Origin of the sequence: Paraburkholderia aspalathi, assembly GCF_900116445.1 — a bacterium.
Lineage (GTDB): Bacteria > Pseudomonadota > Gammaproteobacteria > Burkholderiales > Burkholderiaceae > Paraburkholderia > Paraburkholderia aspalathi.
On sequence record NZ_FPBH01000015.1, the window covers coordinates 174,631 to 200,889 of the forward strand.

Here is a 26,259-nt window from a genome sequence, read left to right on the forward strand (position 1 = left end):
GCGATCGTGACGGGCGGTGTGATGTGGACTGTGGCGTCGCGATGGCTGCGGCGCGGCCAAAGCGCTGCCGCAACCGGGCGACCGGTTGTCCGGGCAGGTGCGCGGAGCGTGAAGGCGCGGGCGTCACGGCACACCAGCCGGAGGTGCCCGCGGCCGGGCGTGATGCGGCAGGAGTTCGATGCATACCATGTGTCCGCGCGCACACGCTGGACAGTCGCGCAGGGATCGACCGGTGAGTCTGGCGTAGCGGTCACGATAGTCCTGGCTGAGCTCATCAGTGGCAGTCGCGCGCGGTGGTATGACCTCGAGCAGACGCCGGCATTCGGCGAGTCCGGTTTCGCGGCGCCGGTTGCTGAGGAACCCGTAGTGACGGATACGCTGCAGTCCGCGCGGCAGCACGTGAAGCAGGAAGCGGCGGATGAACTCCGGTGCGTCGAGCCGCATCACGCGCTGTGCGGATTCATGGCGGTAGTCTTTCCAGCGGAACGTGACGTGTCCATCAGCGATGGCGATCAGGCGATTGTTCGAGATGGCGACGCGATGCGTGTAACGCCCCAGGTAGCCGAGTACCTGCTGCGGCCCGCCGAACGGTTCCTTGGAGTACACCACCCATTCCGCGCGTCGCGGGCTATCCAGATAGCGGGCGAACGCCTGCACATGCTGCAGGGGCGCGAGGGCGTTGAAGAACCGCAGGCGCCCGGTCTCAAAGGCACGCTGCAACCGCTCGAGGAACAGACGCCGGAACAGGCGTGATAGCACGCGCACCGGCAGGAAGAAACCAGGACGGCAGGCAATCCAGCGTGAGTGGTCCGGCGCCAGACCGCCACCTGGCACCACGCAGTGCAGGTGTGGATGGTGCAGCAGGTTCTGCCCCCAGGTGTGGAGGATCGCGATGAAGCCGATGTCAGCGCCGAGGTGTTTCGGATCAGCAGCGATGGTCTGCAGTGTTTCGGCGGTGGCCTGGAACAGGATGTCGTAGACCACCGCCTTGTTCTGGTAGGCGATCGCAGCGATCTCTTGCGGGATCGTGAACACCACGTGGAAGTACGGTACCGGTAGCAGATCGGCCTGACGGTCGTCGAGCCATTGTGCGCGGGCAAGTGACTGGCACCTGGGACAGTGGCGATTTCGGCAGCTGTTATAGGCGATGCGCTGATGGCCGCAGGCATCGCACTGTTCGACATGTCCGCCGAGCGCAGCGGTCCGGCATAGCTCAACCGCGCTCATGACGCGCCGCTGGGCGAGACTGAGTGAGCCGGCATGGGTTTGACGATACGCGGTGCCGTAGCGACGCAATACATCTGCCACTTCCAGTTGAGCAGTCTTCATGGACGTGCTCAGACGTTTGCGGGTGGTGCTTCTGGCGGGTCAGGCGCAACTGGTTGAGGGAGCAGGTCAAACGGGCTTATGGTCGCGCAGATTGTGCTGGTAGCCACCTTCAGATAACGCGAGGTGGTGGCGAGGCTGCGGTGGCCGAGCAGCAGCTGGATGGTACGCACGTCGGTACCCGATTCGAGCAGATGGGTGGCGAACGCGTGGCGCAGCGAGTGTGGCGTGACCGGCTTGCTGATGCTGGCCCGGCGCCGGGCCTGCTGGCACGCCAGCCGTATCGTCGCAGGAACGACGGGCTGGTCAGCGAACCGTCCCGGGAATAGCCAGTGCTCGGGTCGACCGGTCTGCCAGTAACTGCGCAGGATTTCCAGCAGTCGCGGCGAGAGCATCACATAGCGGTCGACCTGGCCTTTGCCCTGCTCGATGCGCAGCACCATTCGCTGGCTGTCGATGTCGCAGACCTTCAGCCGCGTCACTTCCGAAATACGCAGGCCGCCCGCGTATGCCGTCATCAGGATCGCGCGGTGTTTGAGGCTCCTGATTGATTCGAAGAAAGCGGTGACCTCCTCGCGACTCAGGATCACCGGTAGTGTGCGTGGCTGCTTCGACATGACGATGTCGTCGACCGCCCAGTCGCGTTTGAGCGTAACCGTGTAGAGAAAGCGTAGCGCGGCGGTCGCGGTAACCAGGCTGCTGCGCGCCAGTTGCCGAACCTCGACGAGGTGCAGTTGCCAGGCGCGAATCTCTTCGGGTCCCAGCGTCGCCGGGGAGCGGCCAAAGTGCTTCGCGAAGGCGCCAACTTGCTGCAGGTACGCGCGTTGGGTATTGGCCGAGAGATTGCGAACGCGCATATCCTCGACCATCCGCTGACGTAGGGGTGTCATGGCAGGACTCCTTTCGGGATGAGCAGGTGCGGTGAATTGCACTGTCATCGTCGCACCCGGAAAGGAATGCCCGCGGCGCCGGCCAGGACGGGGACGTCGGTCAGCCACCATACCGCGTCAGCGGTTTAGTTCAAGGCTATTTATCGCAATAGCACGGTCGGCAGGCTCACCTGCGCAGCGGCGACCTGCGGCGCAGCGGGCACTTCGGGCCAACCGACCCGGTGCGGTCCCGCAGCGACACGCGCGAGCGTCCGGTGCTGCCCATAGTTTCTGTAATTCAGCAGATAATTGTGCAGCATAATGCGGCTGAAGGGGCCAAGCATCGCTGGCCAGAAGAGGCAAATATTGGGCCGAACAGCGGACGATTTCAGAGACCTGAAGTCTGGGCGACGGCCTCGGGTGGCTGCTGGGGACGGCAATGCAAATAAGACAACTCAAGGTCACAAATTTCCGGGGCATCGCGTCGTTGGATTGGTCTCCGGGGCTCTGCTTTTGCTGTTTAATCGGCCCAGGTGACTCGGGGAAGTCGACCGTCCTTGACGCTGTCGAAGCAGCTCTCTCGTCTCGCTGGTTTGCCTTTTCTGAGGCGGATTTTATCGGAGGCGACACCACTAGGACGATGCAGATTGAAGCGACTGTAGGAGAGCTCTCCAAGGCCCTCAAATCTGATGAACGCTTCGGCCTTTACATTCGTGGCTGGGCTCCGGAGGGCGTCATACGTGATGAAGCAGACGATGGGGATGAACCAGTCCTGACTGTGCGACTCACCGTGGACGCGACCCTCGAGCCCGCGTGGGAGGTTTACTGTGACCGCATTGAGAATGTGCGTACGCTTTCCAATCGGGATCGGGCGCTCTTTGGTTTGGTGCGTCTGGCTGGTGACGATGCTAGGCACTTGGCGTGGGGTCAAGGGTCGGTGCTGTCCCGTCTGACGGGTGACAACGAAGAAGCGTCGGCCAGATTGGCGCTCGCCTACAAAGCTGCTCGTGATAGCGCGCGACTTGACGAGATTGAAGCACTGATGACAGCAGCCACTGCGGCTCAGGGCTACGCGAAAGGGATGGGGGCTTACGTGGAAGGAAACTATGCCCCCGGTCTTGAACTCGGTCGCGGTGGCCTTTCCTCAGGATCTATCGCGCTGCACGACGAGGGGATTCCGCTGCGCATGGCCGGCTTGGGTACTAAGCGACTGGCGACGCTTGCGATTCAGAAGTCTGCGGTGTCAGAAGGTGCCATCGTTCTCGTTGATGAGATTGAGCATGGGCTCGAGCCACATCGCATCATGGGGGCAATCTCCCAACTCCGGCGTGACCAGAAGGTCGCCTTCGAGGCAAACCGTGCTGTCGGCCAAATCATCCTGACGACACACTCTGAGGTTGCGCTGGGCGAGGCCGGTGCCAAGTCGCTTTTTGTCTGTCGTACATCTCGGCCTGCTCGTGTGACGACATTGACCAAGCCAGCGGCACCTGATCCCATCCACGCATTGATGCGATTCAACCCGCGAGCTCTGTTCGCGCGACGAATCCTCGTTAGCGAAGGAATGACCGAAGTCGGGATGCTCAACGGCGTACGGGAATTTTGGCCGCCTCGACATGACGGCATGCCGTGCGAACACCAGGGAGCTTCGGTAGCAGATGGCAACGGCGGGCAAACCGTGTCGATTGCATTGGGGCTGTCGCAGCTGGGGTATGCCGTGGCGGTGTTTCGAGACTCTGATGTCCCGTTGTCGGCAGACGCCGCTGAGTCTCTCGCCGCTGGTGCGATTCCGGTGTTCGAATACGGCGGAATTCTCGACGTAGAGCACGCTCTCTTTTCTGCCGCAGACGACACGCAGGTTCAACGCTTGCTGGACTATGCTCGGGAAGAGCGTGGAGTCGGCAAAATTAACGACAACCTCCATGCTGCGTTGGATCTTGACCGGGATGTAATTGCAGGCGACTTCAATGCTTGGGATTTGCTTTCTGCATTTAATGGTGCGGAACTGCGCGACAGGATTGCTGGCGTATTCGGCGCCAAAAAGTGGTTTAAGGATCAGCGCATCGGACGCGGTCTCGCTCCCATCGCATGGGACATCGCATCAACCAATTCAGAGTCTCCTTTGGCCATGACGCTGGGCTCCGCCGAGGCCTGGTTATATGCTTGAGGCGGAAGATCTCGTGCGCCTCGGCAACGGGGCCATTGTCGCGCCGGCCGGGCATGGAAAGACTGAGCTAATTGCGAAAGTCGCGGCGCTTGGACGACGTACCCTCATCCTGACCCACACTCACGCCGGTGTACAAGCAATCCGGTCGAGGCTCAGACGCCTGAAGGTTCCGCATCCGGCAGTGGCCGTCGATACCATCGCAGGTTGGTCGATGCGATATTCGCACGCCTTCCCCGGAATTGCTCAGCCCTGTGACGGCATGCCTCAAGGAGCCGAATGGGATGACCTGTACAGAGGAACCGTTCGAGCACTGGGTGTAGGCGCGGTTCGTCAGGTCGTGGAAGCCTCGTATGACCGCATCTTGATTGACGAGTACCAGGACTGCCATAGCTTGCAACACGAGCTTGCCACAGCGCTCTCGACAATGGTTCCTACTGTAATCTTCGGCGATCCGATGCAGGGAATTTTTGAATTTGCCGGGGCAACGTTAAGCTGGGAGCAAACCATATATCCCCAGTTTCCTTTAATCGAGACGCTAGATATTCCGCATCGCTGGAGCGACACGAACCCCGAGCTCGCTGCATGGATCGCGGAGGTGCGCGAGAAGCTGATGAGCGGCGATGCGATTGATTTGTCGTCGGGACCGGTGCTCTTTCGTCACGCCGACAACGCTTTCGACATGGGGCCGTTGTTCGAAGGTTTCGAAGGGGAAGAAGGCACCTTCGCTGCTATCCACTGTAATAAGGGCATTTGCTATCGGTTGGCTCGCGCAGCTGGTGGTGGCTACCAGGCTATTGAGGAAGTCGCAGCGAGGCGGTTGCAGGAGTTCTGCGCGGACTGGGACGCAAGTGAATCCCGACGAGATAGAGTGAACGCTATCCGCGGGCTGGTCGGTGATTGCATCAACGTAAGGGCGTTGCCCGATGGCGAGGAAGACAGTCTGGGCGATCTAGCAATCAACGCGCAGATTAGCTCTGCAGCAACCGAGCTTTTTGGTCCCGCGGCGGCAGAGGCCGGAGCGGCAGTCTTGTTCCTCATACCTAAGCGTTCCCGTTACCAACTCTATCGCAGGGAACTTTGGCGCGATGTCGAACGAGCCTTGGCGGACGTTGCCGCAGGTCGTTGCGAATCGATGGCAGACGCCGCTGACCGGGTGCGCCAGCGTGTGAGTCTTGCCGGTCGAAAGCTACCGCGGCGAACCGTTTCTACACCGCTTTTGCTGAAGGGGTTGGAATTTGATCACGTGGTGGTGCCCGATGCCGTTCATTTTGCAAACGAGCAATATGCACAAGCCAAGCTTTTCTACGTTGCAATTTCTCGAGCGACGCGCTCGCTGACCATCTCCGCACGGGACAACTGCGCGGATTTTCCCATACCTGATTTTTGAGTGGTTGCGAGTGACTGTCTGTGTTGGGCTGATGACGAGCGGCGGAGGCCGTTGGCAGGAAGGCGTCAGTTCGGTTCTCCCCGGTGGGGTTGTCCCTTCCGCACGTTAGCGGGTCCGCTATTCGACAACCTTCAGTCCGCCATAGGGCAAGCTGTTTCTGGAACTTACAGCTAAATACGGCTTCGGACCATGTTGTGTGGCATTGCTCAAAATTTTTGTTTTCGAAATGCACTTGCTCTTTAACAGAGCTTTTGAAAAAATGGATTCGGAACAGAAGTTTTTATGACATACGCATAGCGGTGAGAGCATATCTGGTGATATACATCATGTGTCACGCGTCGCCGAGCACGAGCCGACCGACGTTTAGGGCCGCCCCTTCGACTGAAGGGTTTCGGTGAGTGACCGCTTGCGTGGACGGGTGTGACCGGTGGCGCGCTAGGGTAATCCGTACCACGGGGATGGGTCCTGAGATAACGGACGCGCTGGCGAAGCTAGAGGCGCGGGACCCGAGACAGTCTGGCGGAACCATTGCGTATGCGAATGGCGGAAGGAGTCTCGGCGACGCTGCTGGGGGCCTTCGGCTATTCCTTTCTTGTTTGCATCTGCATATCTTCGCTAGAAACCCTAAAGGGAGGATATCCTTCCTGAGGGATGGTTTTTCCATTGTTTGCTCTGGTTATTCCTTCCTGAGCTTGTTGCGCACAGAGATCTTATTGGAATAACCCTTGAATCCCTCGAGTTTGAAATATCCGCGTTGAGCCGCTGTGCGGCTTGCTTACCAGGAGGACTAGTGACCGGATGTGGGGCGGACGTTTGATGGCGTGAGGGGGAGGGCGAAAGGGCTGTCGCGAGTGGCGGGAGTGCGGATGCCAGGCGCTGTGTTACTGACGTCCGCTTCCGGGACGTCACATGAGCTGCCGTAGCTCTTAAAGTTTCGTGGGGAGCCACTGGCAGCCAGTGAGGCTCGCGTTCGATCTGGTCCGTGTGTGCGGGTTCCTGCAGACCGCGCATGTTCCTGTCGGGGACGCACTTCGAACGATCCCGTGATGCACATGATAATGACTAAGACCGTCGATTCACACATGACAAGCGCAATGAGACCGGAGTCCAATGTTCCCGAGCCCGGTAGCGAGAAAGCTACCGCAGAGAGTACCGACGCAAAGAGCTTTGGGGGCGCGCGAACGTCTCGCCGCGCCGGCGACCAGCCCCTAGCAACAAGTCCGGCGGCGGCCGGTCCAGCAGGGGCGTTGTTAGAAGGGCATGTAGGCGCACAATACTTGCTACCGCTTCTATCGGGTGGAGAGGCGCGTGGGCTGCCAGGTGTTGTAGTGACGCGCGTAGCGTTCCAACGGGCTAGTCTCAACCACCCGATGGACGATGTTATTGTCACTGGTAGTGACCGGCAAGGCCGCGCGGCAACGCTCGAGGTGCAGGCTAAGCGCACGGTTGCCTTTACGGCAAGCGACCCAGTCTTCGCAGACGTAGTTGCATTGGCTTGCCGGGTGGCGGCCAAGCCGGATTTCAGCGCGACACGCCATGAGATCGCTGTGGCGATTGCGCGTACATCTACTAAGATCGAGCAGCATATCCAAGATGTGCTGAGGTGGGCGCGCGAGTACCAGAGGACTGACGATTTTTTTCGTCGCCTCGGCCAGCCCGGTGGTGCGCACCAGACAATGCGCACGTTCGTTGAGACTTTTCGTTTTCTCATGAGTGAAGCCGACGCGCCGCACGACGACGCGGCGGTACGGTTGCTGCTGTCGCGCTTTCAGGTGCTGGCGTTCGACATGGAACAGCCGGGTTCAATCTGTGCACTGCTGGCTCGCGAACGATGTGCTGTACAGCTTGCGCCAGCGGACGCCGGGCGAGCGGGCGAATTGTGGGACTCGCTGCAGCAGATAGCCTTGGAGGTAGATGCCGCTGGTGGGGACATTGACGCCCCCACACTGCGGGATCGTCTCGTTTGCGAGCGCGGGTATCGTTTCGCCGGAGACCGACGCTTGCATGTCGCCCGTCAGCGCATCGCCGAGATCGCTGATAACACCTTGGCCGGCATCAGTTCGTGCGTGCGGGGTGTCACAATCGACCGCGCTGACCGCGTGGCCGCAGCACTCGCGGCACTCGAACGCGGCAGGTATCTTGAAATCCGTGGTGCTGGCGGGGTCGGCAAATCGGGTGTGCTGAAGGATCTCGCTCAACGTATTGGCGTCGAGTCGCGTGTAGTCGTTATTGCACCCCACCGCGTCCCCGGAGGAGGCTGGGCAGCACTACAAGCTCAGCTTGGCTGTGAGGTAGACGCGCGGGAGTTACTGGCCGACATTGCCGGCGATGGTGGTGGAACGTTGTTCATTGATGGCGTCGACCGGTTTGATGACCCTGGGCAGCGCGCTACCGTCGCCGATCTCATCCGTGCGGCGGCCGAGGTGCCTGGGTTCAACGTCGTGGTTACCGCGCGGCTGGATTTCGACGCCGACGCCCGCATGTGGCTGCCGGCGCACGCGCTGCAGAAACTGCGCGAAGCGCAACCGTTGGTCGTAGAGGATCTTCGCGATGAAGAGGTGAGTTGGCTTTGCAGTGCTGATCCCGCGCTCGCCGCGTTGCTGCGGGCGGGGCATCCTGCTGAAAAGCTCGTGCGTAACCTATATCGGTTGGATCGGCTAGCGCGGGGCGTCACGACCGACCACTCTGGGTTGTTCAGCGAAGCCCAGATGGCACGACAGTGGTGGACGACTGGCGACACTGCGAATGCCGCGGGCCGTTTGGAGCGACGTCGAGTGCTTCGATCATTGGCAGTCCATTCGCTCGGATCTTCGGCCCCAATGGACACCGGTGACTCGTCGGCCGACGCCGTCGCAGCGCTCACCGAGAGTGGTTCCTTGCGTGCTCTCAGTTCAATTCACTTTGAGCCCGCGCATGACGTTCTGCGGGACTGGGCTATCGGGTGTCTCCTCTTTGACGAGCCAGTGCATTTTGGTGCGATGACGCTTGAGAATCCGGCGTCGGTGCGCTTGCTTCGAGGCGTTGAACTCGCTGCACGATTGCACGCTGAATTCGGTAGTGACGAAAAACCGTGGAGGACTCTTTTGGAACGCGTGAGCATTCCCGAAGCACACGGCTCGTGGAGACGAGTTGCACTGTTAGCACTTGCCCGTTCGGAGCGCTCGGAAGAAGTTCTGAACCGCTGCTTGCCAGCATTAGCTGAAGGAAACGCTCATTCTCTTGCTGATCTTGTTCGTGCGGCCATCACCGTCGACTCACAATCGGCCGCAGCAATTTGGTCCGCGCTTGGCGCAGACACCAGCAAGCTTAGCGATGATTTCGTAGCGCCGCTGGGTCCTACGTGGCCTAACATAATCATGTGGTCGATCTCTATCGGTGATCGCTTGCCAAACTCCGCAGTGCCGCAGTTTGTCGACCTTTATAGTCGCTGGTGCATAGCGCTCGCGGGCATGGATAAGTGGTCGCCAGTGCTGGTAGCGCGGCTGTACAAGTGGCTGGTCGAAGTCGAGGCGAAGAACCACCCGAGGGCATCAGAATTTTCAGCGTGGAAGAAAGCTGCGGATACGCCCGGACTATCGATGACTGCGGCGCAGGAGAGCGACCTTCGAACCGCCTTTCTGATGTGGTGCAAGCTTCGCCCTGCGGATGCAGAGTCATACCTTCAAGGGTTGATTGCTCACCCGCATCGGCACGTATTGTTCCGGCAGTTGTTGCCTTTCATTGGGACCGCATCGTACGCAGCACCACGAGCTCTAGCGGACCTCTTCCTTGAATCGCTGCCCGAAAGAGACGACGAGGATGCGGATCGGGCGTTACGAATGCAGGATGTGTTTTCAGGGTGGGATCTCGAATACTTCCCTCATTCTCCCGCGCGCACGCCGTTTCTGGATCTCCTACAGGCGAACAAGGAACAAGGCCTGCGTCTGGTACGCGGGGTTATCGCTCATGCGGTAAAGCGCCGCTCATTGGGACTTGAGCCGGGCGACAACTGCATCGAAATTCCATTCTCGACCGGCAAGCGCTCGTTTCCTTGGTGCCAGTCCTACACGTGGTCTCGTTCTCAGGGCAGCAACATCGTCGCGTCAGCCTTGTTGGCCTTGGAGGCTTGGGCGCATCTCCAAATCGAGCGCGGCGAGGCTGTGCATGCAGTGGTTGACGACATTCTCGGTCCTGCTGGCTCCGCTGCGGCCTATGTGCTTGTCGCAGTGGACGTGATGCTATCGCATTGGCCCAAGACACGGGAGTGCATATGGCCGTTTGCTGCATCGGCCAGGTTGTTGGCGATGGACCGCGAGCGTTATGCTTACGACGTAGTGAACGGCAGCACGACCCACCCCGTCTGGGTACACCCCGAGCCGGCCGGGGCGATGAAGCTGGACGACCTGCTGCGTCGTCCTTCGCGCTCCACGCCGCTTGACGCCGTGCTATCCGACTTTGGTTTGTCCGGACCCGCAAATGTACGCGAGGCTATGCAGAAGGCACTGCAAAGTGACGTGGCAACATTCGGCGCACCCGATGAGGAGAGCCGCGGCATAGCCGATCCCAAGTTCGCCGCCATGAGCGCCCTTAACTGGCTTGATTCGGCGAACTACGTGCCTCGAGGCATAACCGAGGATGGTCAGCCTACCTTCGAGTACGTGACGCCGGCTGAAGAACGACGGCTACTCGCCAAGTTCCGAGAAAAGACACACCAAAGCAACGCGGAGGTTTCAATTCGCGGGCAGCTCATGCGTGCCCTGACCGAATCGCGGTGTTCTGCGCAGCTTCTCGAGCAGGGCGTGAAGTGGGCGAATCAGCATATGTTCGAGTCTCAGACCGACGCTAATAGAAATGAGCAGGAATTTACCGAGATCACGCGCTTCATCGTCGCCGCGCTGGTTATGCGAGACGGTTCGCCTGAGTTGAAAGCTGCGCATGGCGAATGGGCTCGGGCGCAACTGGCGGAAGCCGCGACGCGGAACACGGACGAAACCAGCTTTCCGAAACAACTGCCATATAACGCGTACGCGATCGCCGCTATAGGTTATCTAGCCACATATCGCGAAGATTTCCAGCCTGGCGACCTGCAAAGTTTGCTCGGCCTCGCAGCCGAACGAGGGACTGGGATGACATCCGTGCTGCGAGCCGAGGCCTCATTCGGGCGCCAACCCAGTCCGGAACTGACAAGGTCGATGATTCGGCTTGGCTTCACTTCTGCAATCTATGCTGTTAGAAGACGCGACGATGATGACGTCGGTGGCATCGACGAGTACGTAGCGCGTCAGCAAGCGTTGGAAGATGACCGTAGGGAGGTAGAGCGAGCGAAGCTAGGGAGGGCGGTGGGTGCAGAGCTGGACTGGCTGTCCGGCGAAGGGCCTGAGCCAGACTGGCCTGACTTTCCCGATCCCAACCAGCCGAAAGAGCGGCGTGGAATATCGCTGGGTAAGGTGCGGCCGCAACAGAAGCGGTTAGATGCCACATCTCGGACTTTTGCCTTGGACGCTGCCGCGGCGGCGCAATGGCTGTCGCTCGCGACAGAACTGTGGCGTGCGTGCCGGCCCGATTTGTTGCGCGCGTTGGTGCGCCATTGCTGGCCTTGGACCGCTGACGCGAATGGCGTGGGTTGCGGTCCCGATGAGGAGCCGGGCGAACTCGCGTCCGGATGGAACGACGCCTATTTCGAAGCTGCGGTTGTTGCCGCAGTATTGAGTGGGGATGCTGCTATCAAGGAAGATGTGCTTGATCGCGTCGTTCAGTTGCCCGAGGAACGATTCTTTGATGCTATGGAAGCCGTGCTGCATGCGTTAGATCAAGCGTGGCTTACTGGCGAGTTGGTGTCGGACGGCGCAGCCGTGTCGGTCCACGAAGCACTGGCGCAGCGACTGGTTTCCACACAGTCTTGGCGGCACCTGACGCGAAAATGCTCCACCGGCATAGAAATTCACCTTGGCGGCGCGGTTGCTGCGGTATTCCTGGCCCAACACTTGATCGGGAAAGGGCCTCGTTGCTATGTCCCACCCGCTGAGGCTTCCCGTGTCGACTCGCTGCTGCCCACGCTTACGCAACTAGCCGAACTGGCAGATGGGTCTACGTTCGTTTCTATCGCATTTCTCGGGCTACTTGAAATCGACCCGCAGGAAAGTCGCTTGCTTTTTATAGCGCGAGCCGCGAGAGCATGGTGGGGAGCGCACGGCGCGAATGGTGAGTTCTGGATCGACTACGGGATTGCGCGGCGCCTGTGCGAGTGGATCGATAAGGCTGTGCTTGACAAGAAAGAGTTGTCCGCGCCGCTTTTCAGCACTGACCTGACCGCTGTGACCGATATCCTGATCAAATGCGGGACGCCGCTGGCGCGGGGGCTCGAAGAGCGCCTCGCGTCACGGCGGGCGGCTGCCGGTGAGTGAGATCTAGCGCCATCATCCATGTCATTTGCTGATGCAACCGGACGATGGGGCACGACGATGCTGAATCGGCATAATACGATGATAGGCCAGCCGCTATGCCGGCAACGACATCCGATGCGTGTTGCGGCGAGTTCGAACCACAGACGGCGACTGGTATTGGTTGAGTGAAGCGTAGCTGTCGAGCTCACGGGAGCGAATCGATGTCATCAATAGATCCCTTTGACGGCGTTGCCGTTCCGAAAGAGTTGGTCGCAGAGTTCTTCGCCGTATTCGCGCGCTGTGAGCACGCCATGAAGGAGGCGGGCTACAAGCGCGACGACAATGGCATAGCTGCGCCTGCATGGCGGCGATTGGCGGATGACGCTGCGGCTTGGCTTGAGGCTCCCGCTGACGGCGAGGCAGCGCGGGCGATCGCTTTGCTTACAGGCGAACCGCCAAAGGTCCACTTTTTCGCCAATGGTTGGCAGGATTCGCCATTACGTGGCGCCAACGCCATCGCTCAAGCAATTGACGCGGCGACGCGAGTACGACACAACCTTTTTCATGGTGGTAAGCACAGCCCCGAAGCAGAAGCAGGCCGAGACCAGCGCTTGGTGCTCGCTGCGTTGACTATACTCTTGGCGGTAGTTGAGCAGGGTCCAACGGATCTTCGCAACGCATATAACCATCGTTAGTATCGGCATAGTCCCTGATTAGGAAGAGGTCGCTCAATTGGCCAGCCACAAAGACAACGACAACTCTGGCGACAGCGAAGATCCGGAGCTCACCGGTGCAGCAGCATTCCGGCCGGGCGACGAGGTCTGAGGATTTGTCCTCTTCCAGATCGAGCAATCACTACAACAACATTTCGAATCGACCGATTACCATGACCGCATTTTGTACATTGTTTGCTGACGTTTCTAACGGGGAAGTCCCCGTCGTTATCTCCGACGTGCTTGTGACAAGCAGTGGCCTGCCTCGGAGGGCTGCGCGTTACGAGAAGACATACATTCCAACTATCGGCGGCGTCTATCCGCACATATCCGCAGATTCCGCAATATCTGGCTTGATTCAGAAGCTGTCGTTGCTACCCGGTGGCCATTGTCTTGCTGTTGCGGGTGACTTGTCTCCGATCTTGGAGTTTCACGCGAAGCTCGTTGGTTGCAGTCACGATTTTGAAGAGATAAGTGTCGTATGCGAGGAGTTTAGCTCGAGGATTAGCTTTGTACTCTTGGTTAAAGACTCGGAGGACGATAGATTGATAACGATGGCGTCAGAGTCTTGCCGTCGACTTCGAAACGATAAATATGGGCTCGCTTTAGTCGGAGGATCAGGCGAGTCGACGCTTCGCAGACTGATGCTTGAGCAAAAGGATGCGCCGATTCAAGGCACTGAAAGTCTAAGCGATGTGTCAAAGGCCTTTTTCCTGGTGAGCGAGGCGCTCGACTTGGATAGCCGAGATCCCTCTCAGACGATCAAAAAAAGTTTTGGTGGGTATTACGAAATTTCAACGTATGACGGATCGCAGTTTTGCAAGATCGACTGCGTTGCATACCATTTTTTGAGACTAGGAAAGCTAGGAGATGAAGATTGCTGGGTGTTGCACAAGTCTTTCTATCATGAGTATGTAAGCGATGATTTGATTGTGCGCCGTATAGTCTGGGCACATGACGAGGGTGGTGGAACCGTTTGGCAAGACTGTTATGCCATCGGCGATTTTCATAGATATGCAAACATGGAGCGAGCGAAGGTGCATATCGACGAGACCGTACCAACCACAAAGTGGGAGGTTCTTTGCTTTGAGGTAGGAGCATCAAAATTTAGGGCTGTTTCAGCTGGACGAAACCTTATAAGCTTACGGAAGAGCGAGGGCCACTGGTTCCACGACATTGACTCGGCGCTTATGGGTCAATACGCAAAAGCGATGGCACCGTTATTTCTGGCGCAGCCGGAGGGGCAATAGGGGAGCTAACGGTGCGATCATCTGGAATGTTCCAAAACGAAGTGAATTTCCATCCTGTGGTGCGCGCAGCACTAGGTTAGCGGGCGCGATAGCATGGCGACGAAACGGACAGTGCGGAAGGGGATCGGTTCGCGTCCCGCCGATAGAGTCCTTGCCGGCTATGACGTTATGTCGCCTAGTTGACTACGCCAGGTCCGTCTCGGAAAGACGAACCGACTGTCGAAACTCAGCGTCGACACGGCTAGTATCCATTGTGCAATAGATAGATTTCTTCCTTGATATGGCTTTCGAAAAAAAGAACCACCACTACGTACCGCAATTCTGGCAGCGCGGATTTCGCGCTGCAGATAACACGCTGTACGGTCGATTCGGTGCTCGGGTTGCCCCGGTGTCATCGAGGAAGATCATGCAGCAGGATTGGGCATACACGATCTTCGATCAATATTGGACTCCGTCCGATGATCTTGAAAATGCTCTTTCCGTGCAGGAAGGATACGCGGCACCGGTTTTTGAGCGGCTATGTACGCCGGGGGCGTTTGCAACCAAGATTGAGCGTGAAGGTCTGTGCAGTTTCCTTGCGCTTCAATCCTGCCGTCATCCCGATGTTATGGGACGAGGGCATCGGCGAGGGCGGGAACTTGGAGAGTTTTTCGCAAACGTCCACGCGTATGGGACCGCCGCAGACTTTGCGGTTGAACTAGCCGATTTCGGACTAGGAAGCAGCGAGGCTGACGCGATATACCAGGTCCTGAAGGCGGTAGCGCCACAGCAGCTACGTATCGAGCTCAATGAACTTTTGTCACTGTCGCCCCAGGATCCGCAGCTCCCACAGCAAGAGGCGCTCCTTGCACAGCCGCAGATCGCGACCGCGATAGACGCGATGACTCTAACGCTTCTTGATGCGCCAGCGGGAGAACAGTTTGTACTGGGTGATACGCCCATGCCACAGTCGGATCTTTCGCACGGCTTCATCGTCCCGCTCTCGAAATCAGTCGCGCTCAAGGCTGTCCCTTCGTCCAGTTCGCAAGCTTCGATAGGACGAAGGACTGCGACCGTTGCTGAAGTTACTGAAGCGAATCGGGAGCAGTGGAATTGCGCGATGTACGTCGTGATTGGCGCAGACAAAGCCGTGCTCCAGGCACTCTAACTCTATCATTCGCGTTGGTCAGTACATTTGCTAACGCGCGGCGCATATATTCGAGGTGCGACGCCTTGCAACTCCTCCAGCACCGTTGGCGCCGGAGGAGGGGCCGGCGGCGACTTTCTGGCGTGACGAATGAAGGTGACGGATACCGACGCCGGACCAATCACGCTTCGTGCACGCGGTGGTCCGATATGTCCGTTGCCTGAATCTTACGAGCCCGCGTGTCGAGAACGGCCTGTACGACCTGTTTTGATATTGCGGTCGTGCCTTGATCGGGGATACTACGTTCCCGGATCTGTCGGTCCGGATGAATGAGGTTGCGTGATTCTCGCAATGCATGCGCGTATCGTCCGAGACCTTCATCGATGTGTCCGAGTTCTACAGCGACGCTGATCAGAGCTGCGGGCGACCAGTCTTCGAGAGGGCGCACCAGATTTTTTCGGTCCCGTGGCGCTGCGCGTGCTTGCACGGCGCGCTCGATATCCTGAGCAAGCCAGCTTGGCAGAACAACTTCGAGGATTGAACCATACAGCGCAGTGGCCGCGAGCCATGCACGCGCACCCGCGCATCTTTCCGCTTCTTCCCAGCGATACCGAAGGTTATCGGCGAGTACCGAGTCCAGACCGAGGTCGTCAAACGGCAACTGTATGGACTGATTTCGCGCGAGAATGGTGGAAGGTGGCTGAAGCCCGAGTTGGGGTACAACACCCTGAGAATACTGGCGTAGCCCATCTGCAGTCAGCATCAAGCGGAATGGCCACCCTAGTATGTCCTCGTCGTCGCGCCGCACAACGCCGCGAGCAATTAGCGTCTCCAGCGTTGTCTTGCAGACCTCTTCGCCGAGACGAGCCAGATATACGGACAGTGCTTCCGCATCGAGTCCAGCTGTCGGCTCCCTTTCGTCCTGATTGCCTCCGCTCGCAACCAGGGCGATGACCAGGTCTTCAGCGGGAGCGGCTCGGGCGGAAAGGGCGGCGTGACGCTTCCCGAGTTGTTGCCAGCGCGTTTCTCGGACGATCTTTCCGGCTTTGGTTGTCTCCCAGTATTCCCGGACATCCCCGCCGAAACCCGGCCGCCGAAGTATCAGCCCTTCTGTTTCCATTCGGTCGAGCTCTTCGGCAATGTCTGCAGGGGCGAAAGCCCAAGTCGCCTCGACGTAACGAATCGCTTCGAGCATGTACCCGGATTGGATGTTTCCGGCGTCGAACATCTCATGTTCGAATATTGAGTCGCGAATATCTGCCGTACGGTTAGGGTCGGTCATCAATCATCTTTCTATCGGCTACCGGCCTTGACGGGACGTGCAGGGGGCCACACGGTAGCGAAATTTTGCCATAACGTGAAGCTTCCGACCGCGTACAGAATTTTGTCACGACAATGCGATCTGGTGGTCGATGCCACGGACTGATCGGGTTCGCAGGAACACGTATCAGTCTACGATTTGCCGCCACGCGTCGGCCCCGGAAAGCCACGGCCTTTATGGCGAAGAGGGCGTTCAAGTTGACACGGATTCTGGTTTGCGAGATTGTACGCAGCCGGTAGGTCATCTTATTGCAAACGAATGCCCAGATTCAACAGCCTCGCATCTGTGCCGAACCACACCCGTAGTGTTCTGCGGCGACGTTTCTCACACCTGTTGCCCAAGGAACGGCAGGGCCGGCACTTGGCGCCGGACATTAAGCTTTACGACGAGGAAGTGGTGCTGCGCTTGTTTCAGGAGCTTTCCTGGATAAAGGCCGAGGCGCCGGATAGGGCGCTTGTGCTTTTTGAGGCAAGCAGCGTAGATCCTGAGTCGGCGCGATCGTGTCTTGAAAAGCTAATTAATGAGGGATGGATTTGCGAGGGGTGGCATCGGCTGACGGTCTCATACGACGTGGCGAGAGCGGCGGAGCAGGCGTTTCCTCCGTTATCGCCGTTTCGCAACTGGCTTGACGCCCGATATCGCACCGATTGGCGCTGGGATGCTCGCTCAAACGATGATGATCGCGTCGAGCAAATCGTGAATCAGGTGCTGTCCGGGGCGACGCGGCCCGCGCATATTGCCTGCCTGTCGCCCGACTGGGTGAGTGCCCGATTGTGGGACAGGAAAGACGCGGGTCCAGATGATCAATCAATGCGGCTGCTTTGGTGGGTCCAGCGATGGATGGACTTGGGGTATCCCGAAGTATCGCGAGATGCCTGGAGCTCGGCGGACTCGGAGGCTTTCCAGGCCGCGGCGCTTTCGGTTTCCGTCGACGAGTCGCATCACCGCGGGTGGGATGAGTATCGGAAACTGCTGCTGCAACTTGTTGCTCACGTTTCGAACCGGGATCCGGCGGATTTCTCCGAATACGTCGACGCTGTTCCGAAGACCTTGGTTGGCCGTGTAGCATGGCTGGACAACAATCGTATCGAGCGCGTATCACTGGCGATTGGGGAGGCCACGCATTTCTCGTTGGCACTCATGCGGATCCTGTGTCGGATGGCCGAGCAGCAGGAGGGCGTAGCCGCGCCTCATCCGACTTTCGCGACGCTGGTTGACTTCGGGATGTTACACCCGGAAGTCCTCGGAGCCATAACGGGTGAATGCCATGACTATCCAAGGCTGCTTGCTGACCTCTTGATGCACCCGCCGTCGTCGCCACTTGCATGCAAGATCATCGCAGCATGGCGGCATATCCCGGAGTCGTGGGAGCGGGATCTCTTTCAAGCTGAGGCTGAGCGTTCGACATGCGAGGCGTTCACTGATGCCGTTGACGTGATGGTTCATTGGCTCGAGCAAGGCAGCGTGCCTCCCGCAGAAGTGGCGGCCGTATATTGGTGGCTGCACGGGAGGCGGGACGGAGGCAATTCTGCTGTTGTGTCAGTGGCCGAGGAGCTGTTGCAAATTTTCCGGGCACGACTGAAGCATGTGGATCCGGCACTCATGGTATCAATGGCCGACGCACTGATCGAAGCAGCTGTCGGGCAGCCCGTCGAAAGCGCTTATTTTGTCGCAGCACTCGACTTCGTAGATGTGTTCAAGATCGAGGGTGTCAATCCGGAGGTCTTGACCTTAGCCTACGTTCTGTCGATTCAGCGCCGATCCCCGATGCTGAGCGTCTCCGGAATTTCATCGTCTGCAGCCGCGACGCTTTGTCGACTGGCGAGCAGGACCGGTAACTACAGGGTGTTTCTCAATCCGTTTGACTTCCGACAGCAGCTTCGTGAAGCCGAAGAGGAAACCGCCACCCTGTTTTTGCTCATCAAGGAACTGTCGGACTCTGTTAGAGCGCATATCCGCATTTTGAGCAGAGCAGTGGCCAGCATTGACGAGTCCGTTCCTAAGGAAATCGTCGATGCTCTGGCGAACGCCATTCGCATTGGCGCGCTCGCACACCGTGAGAAAGGGAAGGTACCCGCGTTCGCGCCGGGCTATGAAGCCCCGGGTCCGTGGTCGCAGCGAGACGGGAGCATCGCCGCTGATTTGGGCGCGGCCATTACCAAGCTCGACGATTCTTCGTTGGAGAAAGTGCTTGTCCAGGTCCTGGAAACAGACGAGCCAGGGTTTCTCGCGCAGTTGTCATCCGCGTCACCGCCGCTGCTCCGAAGGCGGTTTGAACGCCGGATCGATGCGTTGGTCCCTGAAGAGGCAGCGGAACTTTGGTCTATTGTTGATTTGCAGAAGCGAATCGAAGATCTGCTGAACGGGGGATTTGCCGGTGCGGCGGCCCTGTTCATGACGATCGAGACGTCTGCGACGACGCTGGGACCGGGCCGCGGGCGCGAAACGATGCGTCTGCGATTCGCTCTCCATCTTGCCTTTATGCAGGAAGACTGGAAGACAATAGACGCCGTTGTGCTCCCTGAGAAAGTTCAACAGATGGACCAGCAGTCGCTTATGGACCTTATTTCCTTTTATCAGGCTCTGTCACATGTCAAGCGTCCGGGCGGGAATCTGGACCAGGCAGTGACAATGCTGGAAGCATTGCATCGACAGAACCCGCAAGTGCAGAGCTACGCCACCAATCTGTTTGCGGCCAAGCTAAGCCGTGTTATGGGTGGCGACGCATTTGCCATTCTCACGGGCGCGAAGTTGCGGGAGGGAATCGAACTGCTATCGGAATATGAGCGGCTGTCGGGCCGGTCCGTGACCGGCGCCGATGCTCATTCACTCGGCAGCAACAAGGCGTTGCTCCTGCTTGCCGTCGGGCGCCCCGATGATGCTCATGTTCTGTTGCGCGCGGAGTACGCACAGCGAGCGACGGTGCAGATAGCAGCGTATGACGCGGTTGCCCTCGTCCGGGTGGGCAGGCATGATGAAGCATTGGAGCTTTTAACGAACGCGGCTACTGCTTTCGGAACAACACCCCTGCTCGATGAGGTTAGGCATTTCATCGGGGCTTCGGTCGGACCAATGCCGAAACCAGCGACGGGTGTTGCCCTGAGCGACGGAAGCGCCGAAAGCGAATGGTCTGCAGCGGGTGCGGGCGAGGCACCTTTCACATGGGACATTAGTCCCGACAAGTTTCACTCTCTCATGGTCACGTCAGTTTCGGGTGCGTCGGCGGGTCTGATGTCCCTGATGCTGCCTGCGTTGTCGCATGCGAATCTTGACGAGAATGGGCTGAGCACCGTCATGCGGGAGTTGCTGAGCGGCAGATTGCAGAAGTTCGGTTGGTCAGTGCCGGACCAGTCATTGGGCGGCCAAACTGTGGCAGGCAATCCAGGTGAAAGAGATCTTGTCATCAAGCACGGGAACTTCGAGCTTTCCGTGATCGAGGCGGTCATATGCAACGGCAACGCGAAGCATGCGATTAACCGTCGAGAACTGGTCAGTCATCTCAACAAGCTCTTTGGGTATGGCTTGTGTCGGATCTTTTTTCATCTCACGTACTGTTTCGATTCCGTTGTTGTCGACACGATTGAAGTACTGAAAGACATCGCGGCAAACGAGGTCTTCGACGGCGCGAAGTTCAAGGATATCGACGACATGCTTTCGTTCGATTCAAGGCCCGACGGTTTTGCAGCCCATTACGTGGTTGACAAGCGAACCGTAACGGTAGTGTTTCTGGCGCTTAACCTTGGCCAGCGCACTCAAAAGGACGCGATGGTCGAAGCCGCAAGGCGTAAGCGGAAGACGACCGGCGGCAACGCCCCGCACCTTGCTGAGGGCGAGACGCCCGATAACATCTAGTCGCCATGCACTGCAGATTGGTTACCAATACGGACACCCCAACTTCGATCTCTATCGCGAACACATGTCGCGCTTCGCTCAGGAGGTGGACGAAACGGTGATTGTTAAGTACAGGGTCGTGCCCGAAAGCTCGAAAGGGGCGTACACCTACGGTTACTTCAATCTGCGCGGGCTGGAGGTCGATAGCTTTGACCGGGCGCAGGGTCTGGATGCGTCGGAGGATCTGGGCGAGGTCGCTTTAGAGGTCAGGTCGCTTGCGGATTCCTTCGGGCAGTACCCGAGCGGGATGCCAACATGCCGATCGCGCCTCGACGGACTGATAAAGTGAGGCGGAACGCAAGCGCTGGCTTGAACATTCCAAGGGGCGGGGAAGGCAAATGGATTCGGAGTTGAGGCGACTTATCGGGGAGGCGGAAGAAAGACGGACGAACGTCTTTTTCTCAGGCCATGAGCTGTTTGTCGTCGCGTTCAAAACCAAGCCGGTCAGGCTTCTAGGACTTCCGTCGTTGAGGAAACTGGACAAGGCTTTCGCGGACACCGTCGAGACGATCGGCCAGCAATGGCGGACCCAGGTGTGGCGCACGGATTACTTCAAGGATGGGTTGCCGGTTCCATTCCCCTTTGAACATGGGGGCGAGCTGCAATTCTTTTTCTGGTATCTGGTACTGTCCCTTAACGAGGGTCCCAGTACGCATCATGCGGAGCTCCGCGCGGATGTTTCGCTGCGCCTCTCGGGAATGTTCCGCTCCCACGGGCTACCCTGCCACATCCTTTGCGCTCCGCGTGAACGGGAGGCCATCGAGTGGCACTACGCGATGCAGGAAATGTTTTCTAGGTTGGAGCGGCCGGCTGCAAAAGAGGCCAGCAAGGAGCCGAGCAGTAAGCGTAAGTCGAGAAAACGTGAATTGAAAGATGGTCGTTTGCTCGCTATGGAAGGTCCGATGTCGGTTGGGGATTTTCTGGCTCGGTTCGATGAGAACTCGCAATACCTTGCGAACGAGATACAGGAGCTTCCGCGCTATTTGCGGCAGGAAACTCGCGATTACAAATACCTGCGCGAGGAGCATATCCCTATTCGAGCTTTTATCAGGCGCCAGCAGATCGCAGTTGACGCGCAGCTACAACTGGGGCGTGAGACAGAGCCTTGGGATGCACGTATCGTCACCAAGGATGGAACGGAGATCATCCTCGAGGTGGTTCAGGCGCTGCCGCGCGAAGCGCATCACTATCGCGCGGCGGTGGTTTCCAATGTATGGCGGCTACCACTGGAAGACCGCACGCGGCATCAGCGAGGGATAGACGAGTTTCCGGAGCCAATCATGTCCGCCATCAGGGACAAGCACAAGATGAACTACCCTGAAGTGCGTGTCCTGCTCGTCTCGGTGATGGGCGAATACAGCGATGAGGACGATTTTGTGATCAATGAATGGTTGCAGGAGGTCCGGGAAGCACCTGACTTGGGGCGAGGGCAATTCAGCAGCATCTATCTCGTCGAAATGGCTCGCGGCCGGCTGTTCAAGGTTTTCTGAACCACTGATGCACGATCCATCGGCAGTTACCAGCTTTGGACAACCCGCATCGGAGAATCAATCTGCGCTTTTTGCTGAAAGATCACCAACACTGTCCGCTATGCTTCGGCACGTCAGCGGGCATACCGCAAGCACCATTTACAGCGGGCTGCAGACGGCGCGTCTCAGAGTCCTACTTGGCGCATTATCTGTCACCACCGAGCGTCACAACCGAATCGGGTGAACCTGAGCGCATGCCAATCCGTAAAGTCCGCGCCGGCTATCAGGGCATCGCAGGTGCATCTCACGAATGACTCGCCCGAGCGTGAGTAAACGTCTCCGCCGACACAAACGTCAAGCCCGAGTTGTCTCCTCGAATTCTCTTTCACGCGCGCGTCGAGCTCTTCTAGTGTGACGATTGTGATATCGGCAACCTTTTCGGCCATGGCTTGGCCAATTCCTTTGCCCCGATAATCTCGGGCGAGCCATACTTCGTCGAGGTCGACTTCCACGTCCTGCCAGTGGGAGATTTGAATGCAGAACGTGCAGTAGCCAATGGGTGTCAGGCGGTCGGTTACGATTAATCGATAGCACACCTCAGCCATGAACTGCGGAAGTCGTCATCTTCTAGTCGAATGTCTGACGATGCGGACTGCGTCTTCCTCCCCGCGCGGAGTCCATTTCCGTTTAGCTGCGTGTGACCTTGCTCGATTTTCTCGTGGGGAGCGGCCGCACGTACCCGGCGGCGCAGTTTTGAAATAACTTGCTTGAGTCCTGGGGCGCCTTGGGGTTCTACGTAGATGACAATGTCATCCCCAACCGGTTGACCTGTCAGGTGGTCATCGGATTGAACGAAGGTTGGCTGTAAATGCAGTTGCATCGGAACAGATAGTAACTTCCTGAAGAGAGCATCTTTCGTGTCACGACGCATATGAGATCACCAATCGCCAGTTCATGAGGTTGACAGATATCAGTCACTGCGGATGCCGACGAAGTATCTTCGGTCGTATCGTTAGGTAAGATTTTACCAAGACGAGCGGAAGGCTCTGGCCGTTAGGGCTGGCGAGGAGGTCAAGGGAGCAAAACAGTGAATGTTTGGTTGCCTGTTGCTCGAACGCAGTGACGGGCTCGGTAGTCGGTTCAGCACATGTGCTTCCCGACAACGAGTTCAATGTGGCATAGTGCGGCCATTATCACCACACAAGGGGGAATAATGGCCACACTCGAAAACCTGCAAGCAAAGATCGCCAAGCTTCAGGCGCAAGCCGAAGCAATTGCAAAGAAGCAGTCGTCGACAGTCATCGCGAAAATTCGCGCGCTTATGGAAAAGCACGGTCTGACCACAGCCGACATTGACGCGCATGTTGATGGAAAAGGGCGCGGGCGCAAACCGGCAGGTGCTAAGGTTGCGGCAACGTCAGCGGCGGCAAAGTATCGCCATCCTAAGACTGGAGCAACGTGGACCGGTCACGGTCGTGCACCAGCCTGGATTGCTAATGTGAAGGACCGCAGTAAGTTTTTGACTGATGGCGACTCGGAAGGCACGTCGACCACTGCCAAGAAGGTGGCCAACGCCGGAAATTATGTTCGTGGGCCGCAGGAGCCGAAATATCGCGACCCGAAAACTGGAGCGACGTGGAGCGGGCGCGGTCCGGCCCCGGCGTGGCTGGCGAGCGCGAAGGACCGAACGGCGTTTCTGATTGCAGGTGCGCGTGAGGATGCTGCGGAGCAGAAGGTGGCTGTGGCAAAGAAGGTGTCGGCGAAGAAGGTCGCTGCCAAGGAAGTCGCTACCAAGAAAGTAGTTGCAAAGAAGAGTGCGACGGCGGCGAAGAAGACGCCCGCGAAGAAGGCTGCAATCAAGAAAACGGCGGCGAAGAAAGCGGTTGCTAAGAAAGCGACCGTGGCTGCGGAAGCGCAAGTGCAAGCGTCCGGGCCGGCGGGCGGTGCGACGGTTTAGGCGACTGCCGTCTGATTTTTCGTTGAGGGCGAGCGATCGCTCATGGGTTCGACGAGCAGGGCGTCCCCGTCCTGCTCATATCCGACCGACTATCATCGTCTGCGCATCGGCTCATCCGAGCGGCTTCGACGCCTGTCACCTCCGGGCGTCCAGCATTGCGTCCCGATACGAGCGCGCTACCCTTGTGCCGATGCGCGTGAATGGTATCCCTGCTCGCGCCTTCTCCAGGCACTCAAGAACGGTTAGCGCGCCCTCACCACAACATTTGCCATCTCTCTGAGCGAACTCCAATTCCGACATCTGCCTTTTGCGACGGTATTCACCGCAGATCCATTCGGATGCTGCCACCCGGTCTGCAGGGCGCTCGCGTACTGGCACGGCAGCAATCATTTCCGCGTTCTCTTCGTCGAAAGCGTTGACTCGCAAGATCTCTCTTACGTCGCGCATCAACTCATTGCCGCTGCGGGTGGCTTTGCCCGGGGCTGAAATCCGGTCAGGGAAGAGTCGCGCCACTGCATCGGCGACGAATGTTGCGCTGAATTCCCGCCAAAATCTTGGATGCGGCTGGTAACAATATTCCATGGCCATCGCGAGGCTTGCCGTGTTCAGACACGACTCGTCGAATTCGCAGTCCGTGATGTAGTCGACGAGCATGTCGACCGTTTTCGAGTGAGCGTTGCCAGTCGTCGTCAGGTTCTCATCGATGATATGCATTTCAAGTTACTCCGCGTCATGGGTTATCGACGTGAATGATTCACGCGCCAGCGGTATAGCCGGCTCGGACGAGCATGGCGGTGCGGAAAGGCTGATTTTTCAGAAAAGAATTGAATTTGACGGAATACCGACCAGTCTCACAGTGAGATTCCGACGGCGTTGCTCGCCCTGATGGCTCCGGGTTCATAGCAAGGCAGACATGAAGGCCGCTGGCTAGACTGGCGCGTTACACGCTGGAAGCCCAACAACGTGGTGGCACGGCCGCGTTCTGGTGGGCGAGACTCGCATGTCAGCATCCGACGTCTCGGAGACAGCGACGGTCCACGAGAATGGTCCCGCCTGGTAAGCCATTGATTACACGCCCGCCGCGGACAGTGCTTGACGCTTGGACAGCTGGCGCTGAAGGTGACGTTTCATCACGGCGTCCCGATAGGCCTTGGCCACGATAGTTCCAGTACGCTCGACGGCATTTCCCAGCTTTGCCTGCTCAAGGCAATACACAACGTCGAGTGCCTTTTCACCGCAGCGCTCATCGTCCGGTTGCGCGAACTCGAGTTGCGCAGTCGCCCCTCTTTTCGCGAGCTGGGCAGCAATCCATGCGAACGCCGAGGAAGGGGTTTCCGGTCGTTTTTCGACCGGCAGAGCCAGCAGCATCTCTGCGTTCGCTTCGTCGAACGAGTTGATTGCCAGGATACGCTCGAGCTTTTGAAACAGTCTGTCTGCGCCGCCTTTCCTCATGGGAGCTGTCGTTCGCCAGTTGGGCATGTATCGTGACACGGCGTCATCCACGATCGTAAGATTAAAGTTTCGCCAAAACCTGGATTGAGCTTGATATGCGTATTCGAGCGCAAGTGCGAGGAGCATCGGCGTCAGATTCGATTCATCGAAGTAGCAGTCCTGTATATACGACATCAGCGCGTTGAAGGTATCGGCATCGAGATCAGATGCGGTTTTAGGATTGTTGATAGGTTTGTGCATTTTGGGCTACGCCTGGTTAAGTGGTCAGGCCATCTAACGCCCAGGTCTACGAATGTCGGTCGTAGATTGCCTCGGGCGGTGGTTGGACTGCTGCGGTATAGCCCGAGCGAGAGTGGATGTCAGAGGAGAAAGCGAGCCTTATTTGCTGTGAGATTTCAAAAGCCCGGAAAATCGGCTTACAGACAGCGAGATTTCAGACGTTTGCCTGGCTGGCAATCAGATCAAGCGATTGACGATGGCGAAGGGAGGGGAGCACGGGCTGCAAAACGCCGCGGACGAGCCCGGCCAACAGCCTCAACTGCTGAGTTCATTGCTTTCTCCTGGACGGCAAATCCCGCGCACGCGTTACAGACGGCCCACCGAAAATCATGACTATGGAATGGGGTGGGTGCGATGGAACATCGCCTTCGTCAGGCCCCGGACGGCGATATCATGTTTATTGTTCACACCCCATGGGCAACTCAGTCCAAATCCATGCAAACGCAGATTAGTCCTTGGCGTGCTCGCGAGGCGTCAGAGCCATCATCATCGCCACATCCGCCTCATCGAATGTATTGCCGCGTAAGAACTCCCGTCTGAATCTAGCCAAAAACGCTCAACCATTTTTCAGGTTGAGGCGCAGACGAATACATTGACTGTAAGCGCTAGTTAAAGCACACCGGATCGTCAGATGCGGCGGAGAACAGGGGTTCAAGCCTGTCTACTTTTTGCCCCAGTTGTTCCACGCCATGC

The 26,259-nt window shown here is 58.2% G+C and carries 16 protein-coding genes; 10 read left to right on the plus strand and 6 right to left on the minus strand.

The window, feature by feature from the left end:
* Positions 1-123: 123 nt before the first annotated feature.
* Complete coding sequence (locus BM438_RS22860; RefSeq protein ID WP_093638204.1) at positions 124-1,329, minus strand: IS91 family transposase; 1,206 nt, start codon at positions 1,327-1,329, stop codon at positions 124-126.
* An 8-nt stretch (positions 1,330-1,337) separates the two neighbouring features.
* Positions 1,338-2,216 (minus strand): tyrosine-type recombinase/integrase, encoded by an 879-nt coding sequence (locus tag BM438_RS22865; protein ID WP_093638208.1) that lies wholly within the window; start codon positions 2,214-2,216, stop codon positions 1,338-1,340.
* A 619-nt stretch (positions 2,217-2,835) separates the two neighbouring features.
* Here BM438_RS22865 and BM438_RS22875 point away from each other — a divergent pair.
* From BM438_RS22875 to BM438_RS22900, 6 genes are all read left to right on the plus strand, one after another.
* Positions 2,836-4,359 (plus strand): ATP-dependent nuclease, encoded by a 1,524-nt coding sequence (locus BM438_RS22875; protein WP_208620694.1) that lies wholly within the window; start codon positions 2,836-2,838, stop codon positions 4,357-4,359.
* Positions 4,352-5,746: a UvrD-helicase domain-containing protein gene (locus BM438_RS22880; RefSeq protein WP_093638217.1), complete on the plus strand. Its 1,395-nt coding sequence runs from the start codon at positions 4,352-4,354 to the stop codon at positions 5,744-5,746. The genes BM438_RS22875 and BM438_RS22880 overlap by 8 nt, the downstream gene beginning before the upstream one ends.
* 1,370 nt (positions 5,747-7,116) lie before the next feature.
* Entirely contained in the window at positions 7,117-12,129 is a 5,013-nt protein-coding gene (locus BM438_RS22885; RefSeq protein WP_167378441.1) for a hypothetical protein, read from the plus strand.
* Positions 12,130-12,329: 200 nt separating this feature from the next.
* A complete protein-coding gene (locus tag BM438_RS22890) occupies positions 12,330-12,803 on the plus strand; it encodes a hypothetical protein (RefSeq protein WP_093638220.1) in 474 nt (157 codons plus the stop codon).
* A 662-nt stretch (positions 12,804-13,465) separates the two neighbouring features.
* Positions 13,466-14,071, plus strand: coding sequence for a hypothetical protein (locus BM438_RS44945; RefSeq protein ID WP_143131742.1), 606 nt, complete (start codon positions 13,466-13,468; stop codon positions 14,069-14,071).
* Positions 14,072-14,351: 280 nt separating this feature from the next.
* Positions 14,352-15,218 (plus strand): DUF4238 domain-containing protein, encoded by an 867-nt coding sequence (locus BM438_RS22900; protein ID WP_093638226.1) that lies wholly within the window; start codon positions 14,352-14,354, stop codon positions 15,216-15,218.
* A gap of 160 nt (positions 15,219-15,378) precedes the next feature.
* Here the strand turns inward: BM438_RS22900 and BM438_RS22905 are convergent, their stop codons facing one another.
* Positions 15,379-16,479 carry a hypothetical protein gene (locus tag BM438_RS22905; protein ID WP_143131743.1) on the minus strand — a complete coding sequence of 367 codons (1,101 nt, stop codon included), beginning with the start codon at positions 16,477-16,479 and terminating at the stop codon, positions 15,379-15,381.
* Between the two features lie 297 nt (positions 16,480-16,776).
* Here BM438_RS22905 and BM438_RS22910 point away from each other — a divergent pair, with 297 nt between their 5' ends.
* From BM438_RS22910 to BM438_RS22920, 3 genes are all read left to right on the plus strand, one after another.
* On the plus strand, positions 16,777-20,370 hold the full coding sequence (locus tag BM438_RS22910; RefSeq protein ID WP_208620695.1) for a hypothetical protein: 3,594 nt from the start codon (positions 16,777-16,779) through the stop codon (positions 20,368-20,370).
* 64 nt (positions 20,371-20,434) lie between these two features.
* On the plus strand, positions 20,435-20,698 hold the full coding sequence (locus BM438_RS22915) for a hypothetical protein (protein ID WP_093638234.1): 264 nt from the start codon (positions 20,435-20,437) through the stop codon (positions 20,696-20,698).
* Positions 20,699-20,747: 49 nt separating this feature from the next.
* A complete protein-coding gene (locus BM438_RS22920) occupies positions 20,748-21,899 on the plus strand; it encodes a hypothetical protein (protein WP_093638237.1) in 1,152 nt (383 codons plus the stop codon).
* A gap of 191 nt (positions 21,900-22,090) precedes the next feature.
* Here BM438_RS22920 and BM438_RS47055 read toward each other — a convergent pair whose 3' ends face one another.
* Positions 22,091-22,483, minus strand: a complete 393-nt coding sequence (locus BM438_RS47055) for a GNAT family N-acetyltransferase (RefSeq protein ID WP_093638240.1) — start codon at positions 22,481-22,483, stop codon at positions 22,091-22,093.
* 608 nt (positions 22,484-23,091) lie between these two features.
* On the opposite strand from BM438_RS47055, the gene BM438_RS22930 reads away from it, so the two are divergent.
* The gene (locus BM438_RS22930) at positions 23,092-23,835 is read left to right on the plus strand and encodes an H-NS histone family protein (RefSeq protein WP_093638243.1); all 744 of its coding nucleotides are present in this window, start codon (positions 23,092-23,094) and stop codon (positions 23,833-23,835) included.
* A gap of 135 nt (positions 23,836-23,970) precedes the next feature.
* Here BM438_RS22930 and BM438_RS46305 read toward each other — a convergent pair whose 3' ends face one another.
* Together BM438_RS46305 and BM438_RS46310 are read right to left on the minus strand one after the other, a co-directional pair.
* Positions 23,971-24,549, minus strand: coding sequence for a hypothetical protein (locus BM438_RS46305; RefSeq protein ID WP_244179435.1), 579 nt, complete (start codon positions 24,547-24,549; stop codon positions 23,971-23,973).
* A 354-nt stretch (positions 24,550-24,903) separates the two neighbouring features.
* Positions 24,904-25,527 (minus strand): hypothetical protein, encoded by a 624-nt coding sequence (locus BM438_RS46310; protein WP_244179436.1) that lies wholly within the window; start codon positions 25,525-25,527, stop codon positions 24,904-24,906.
* Positions 25,528-26,259: the final 732 nt, after the last annotated feature.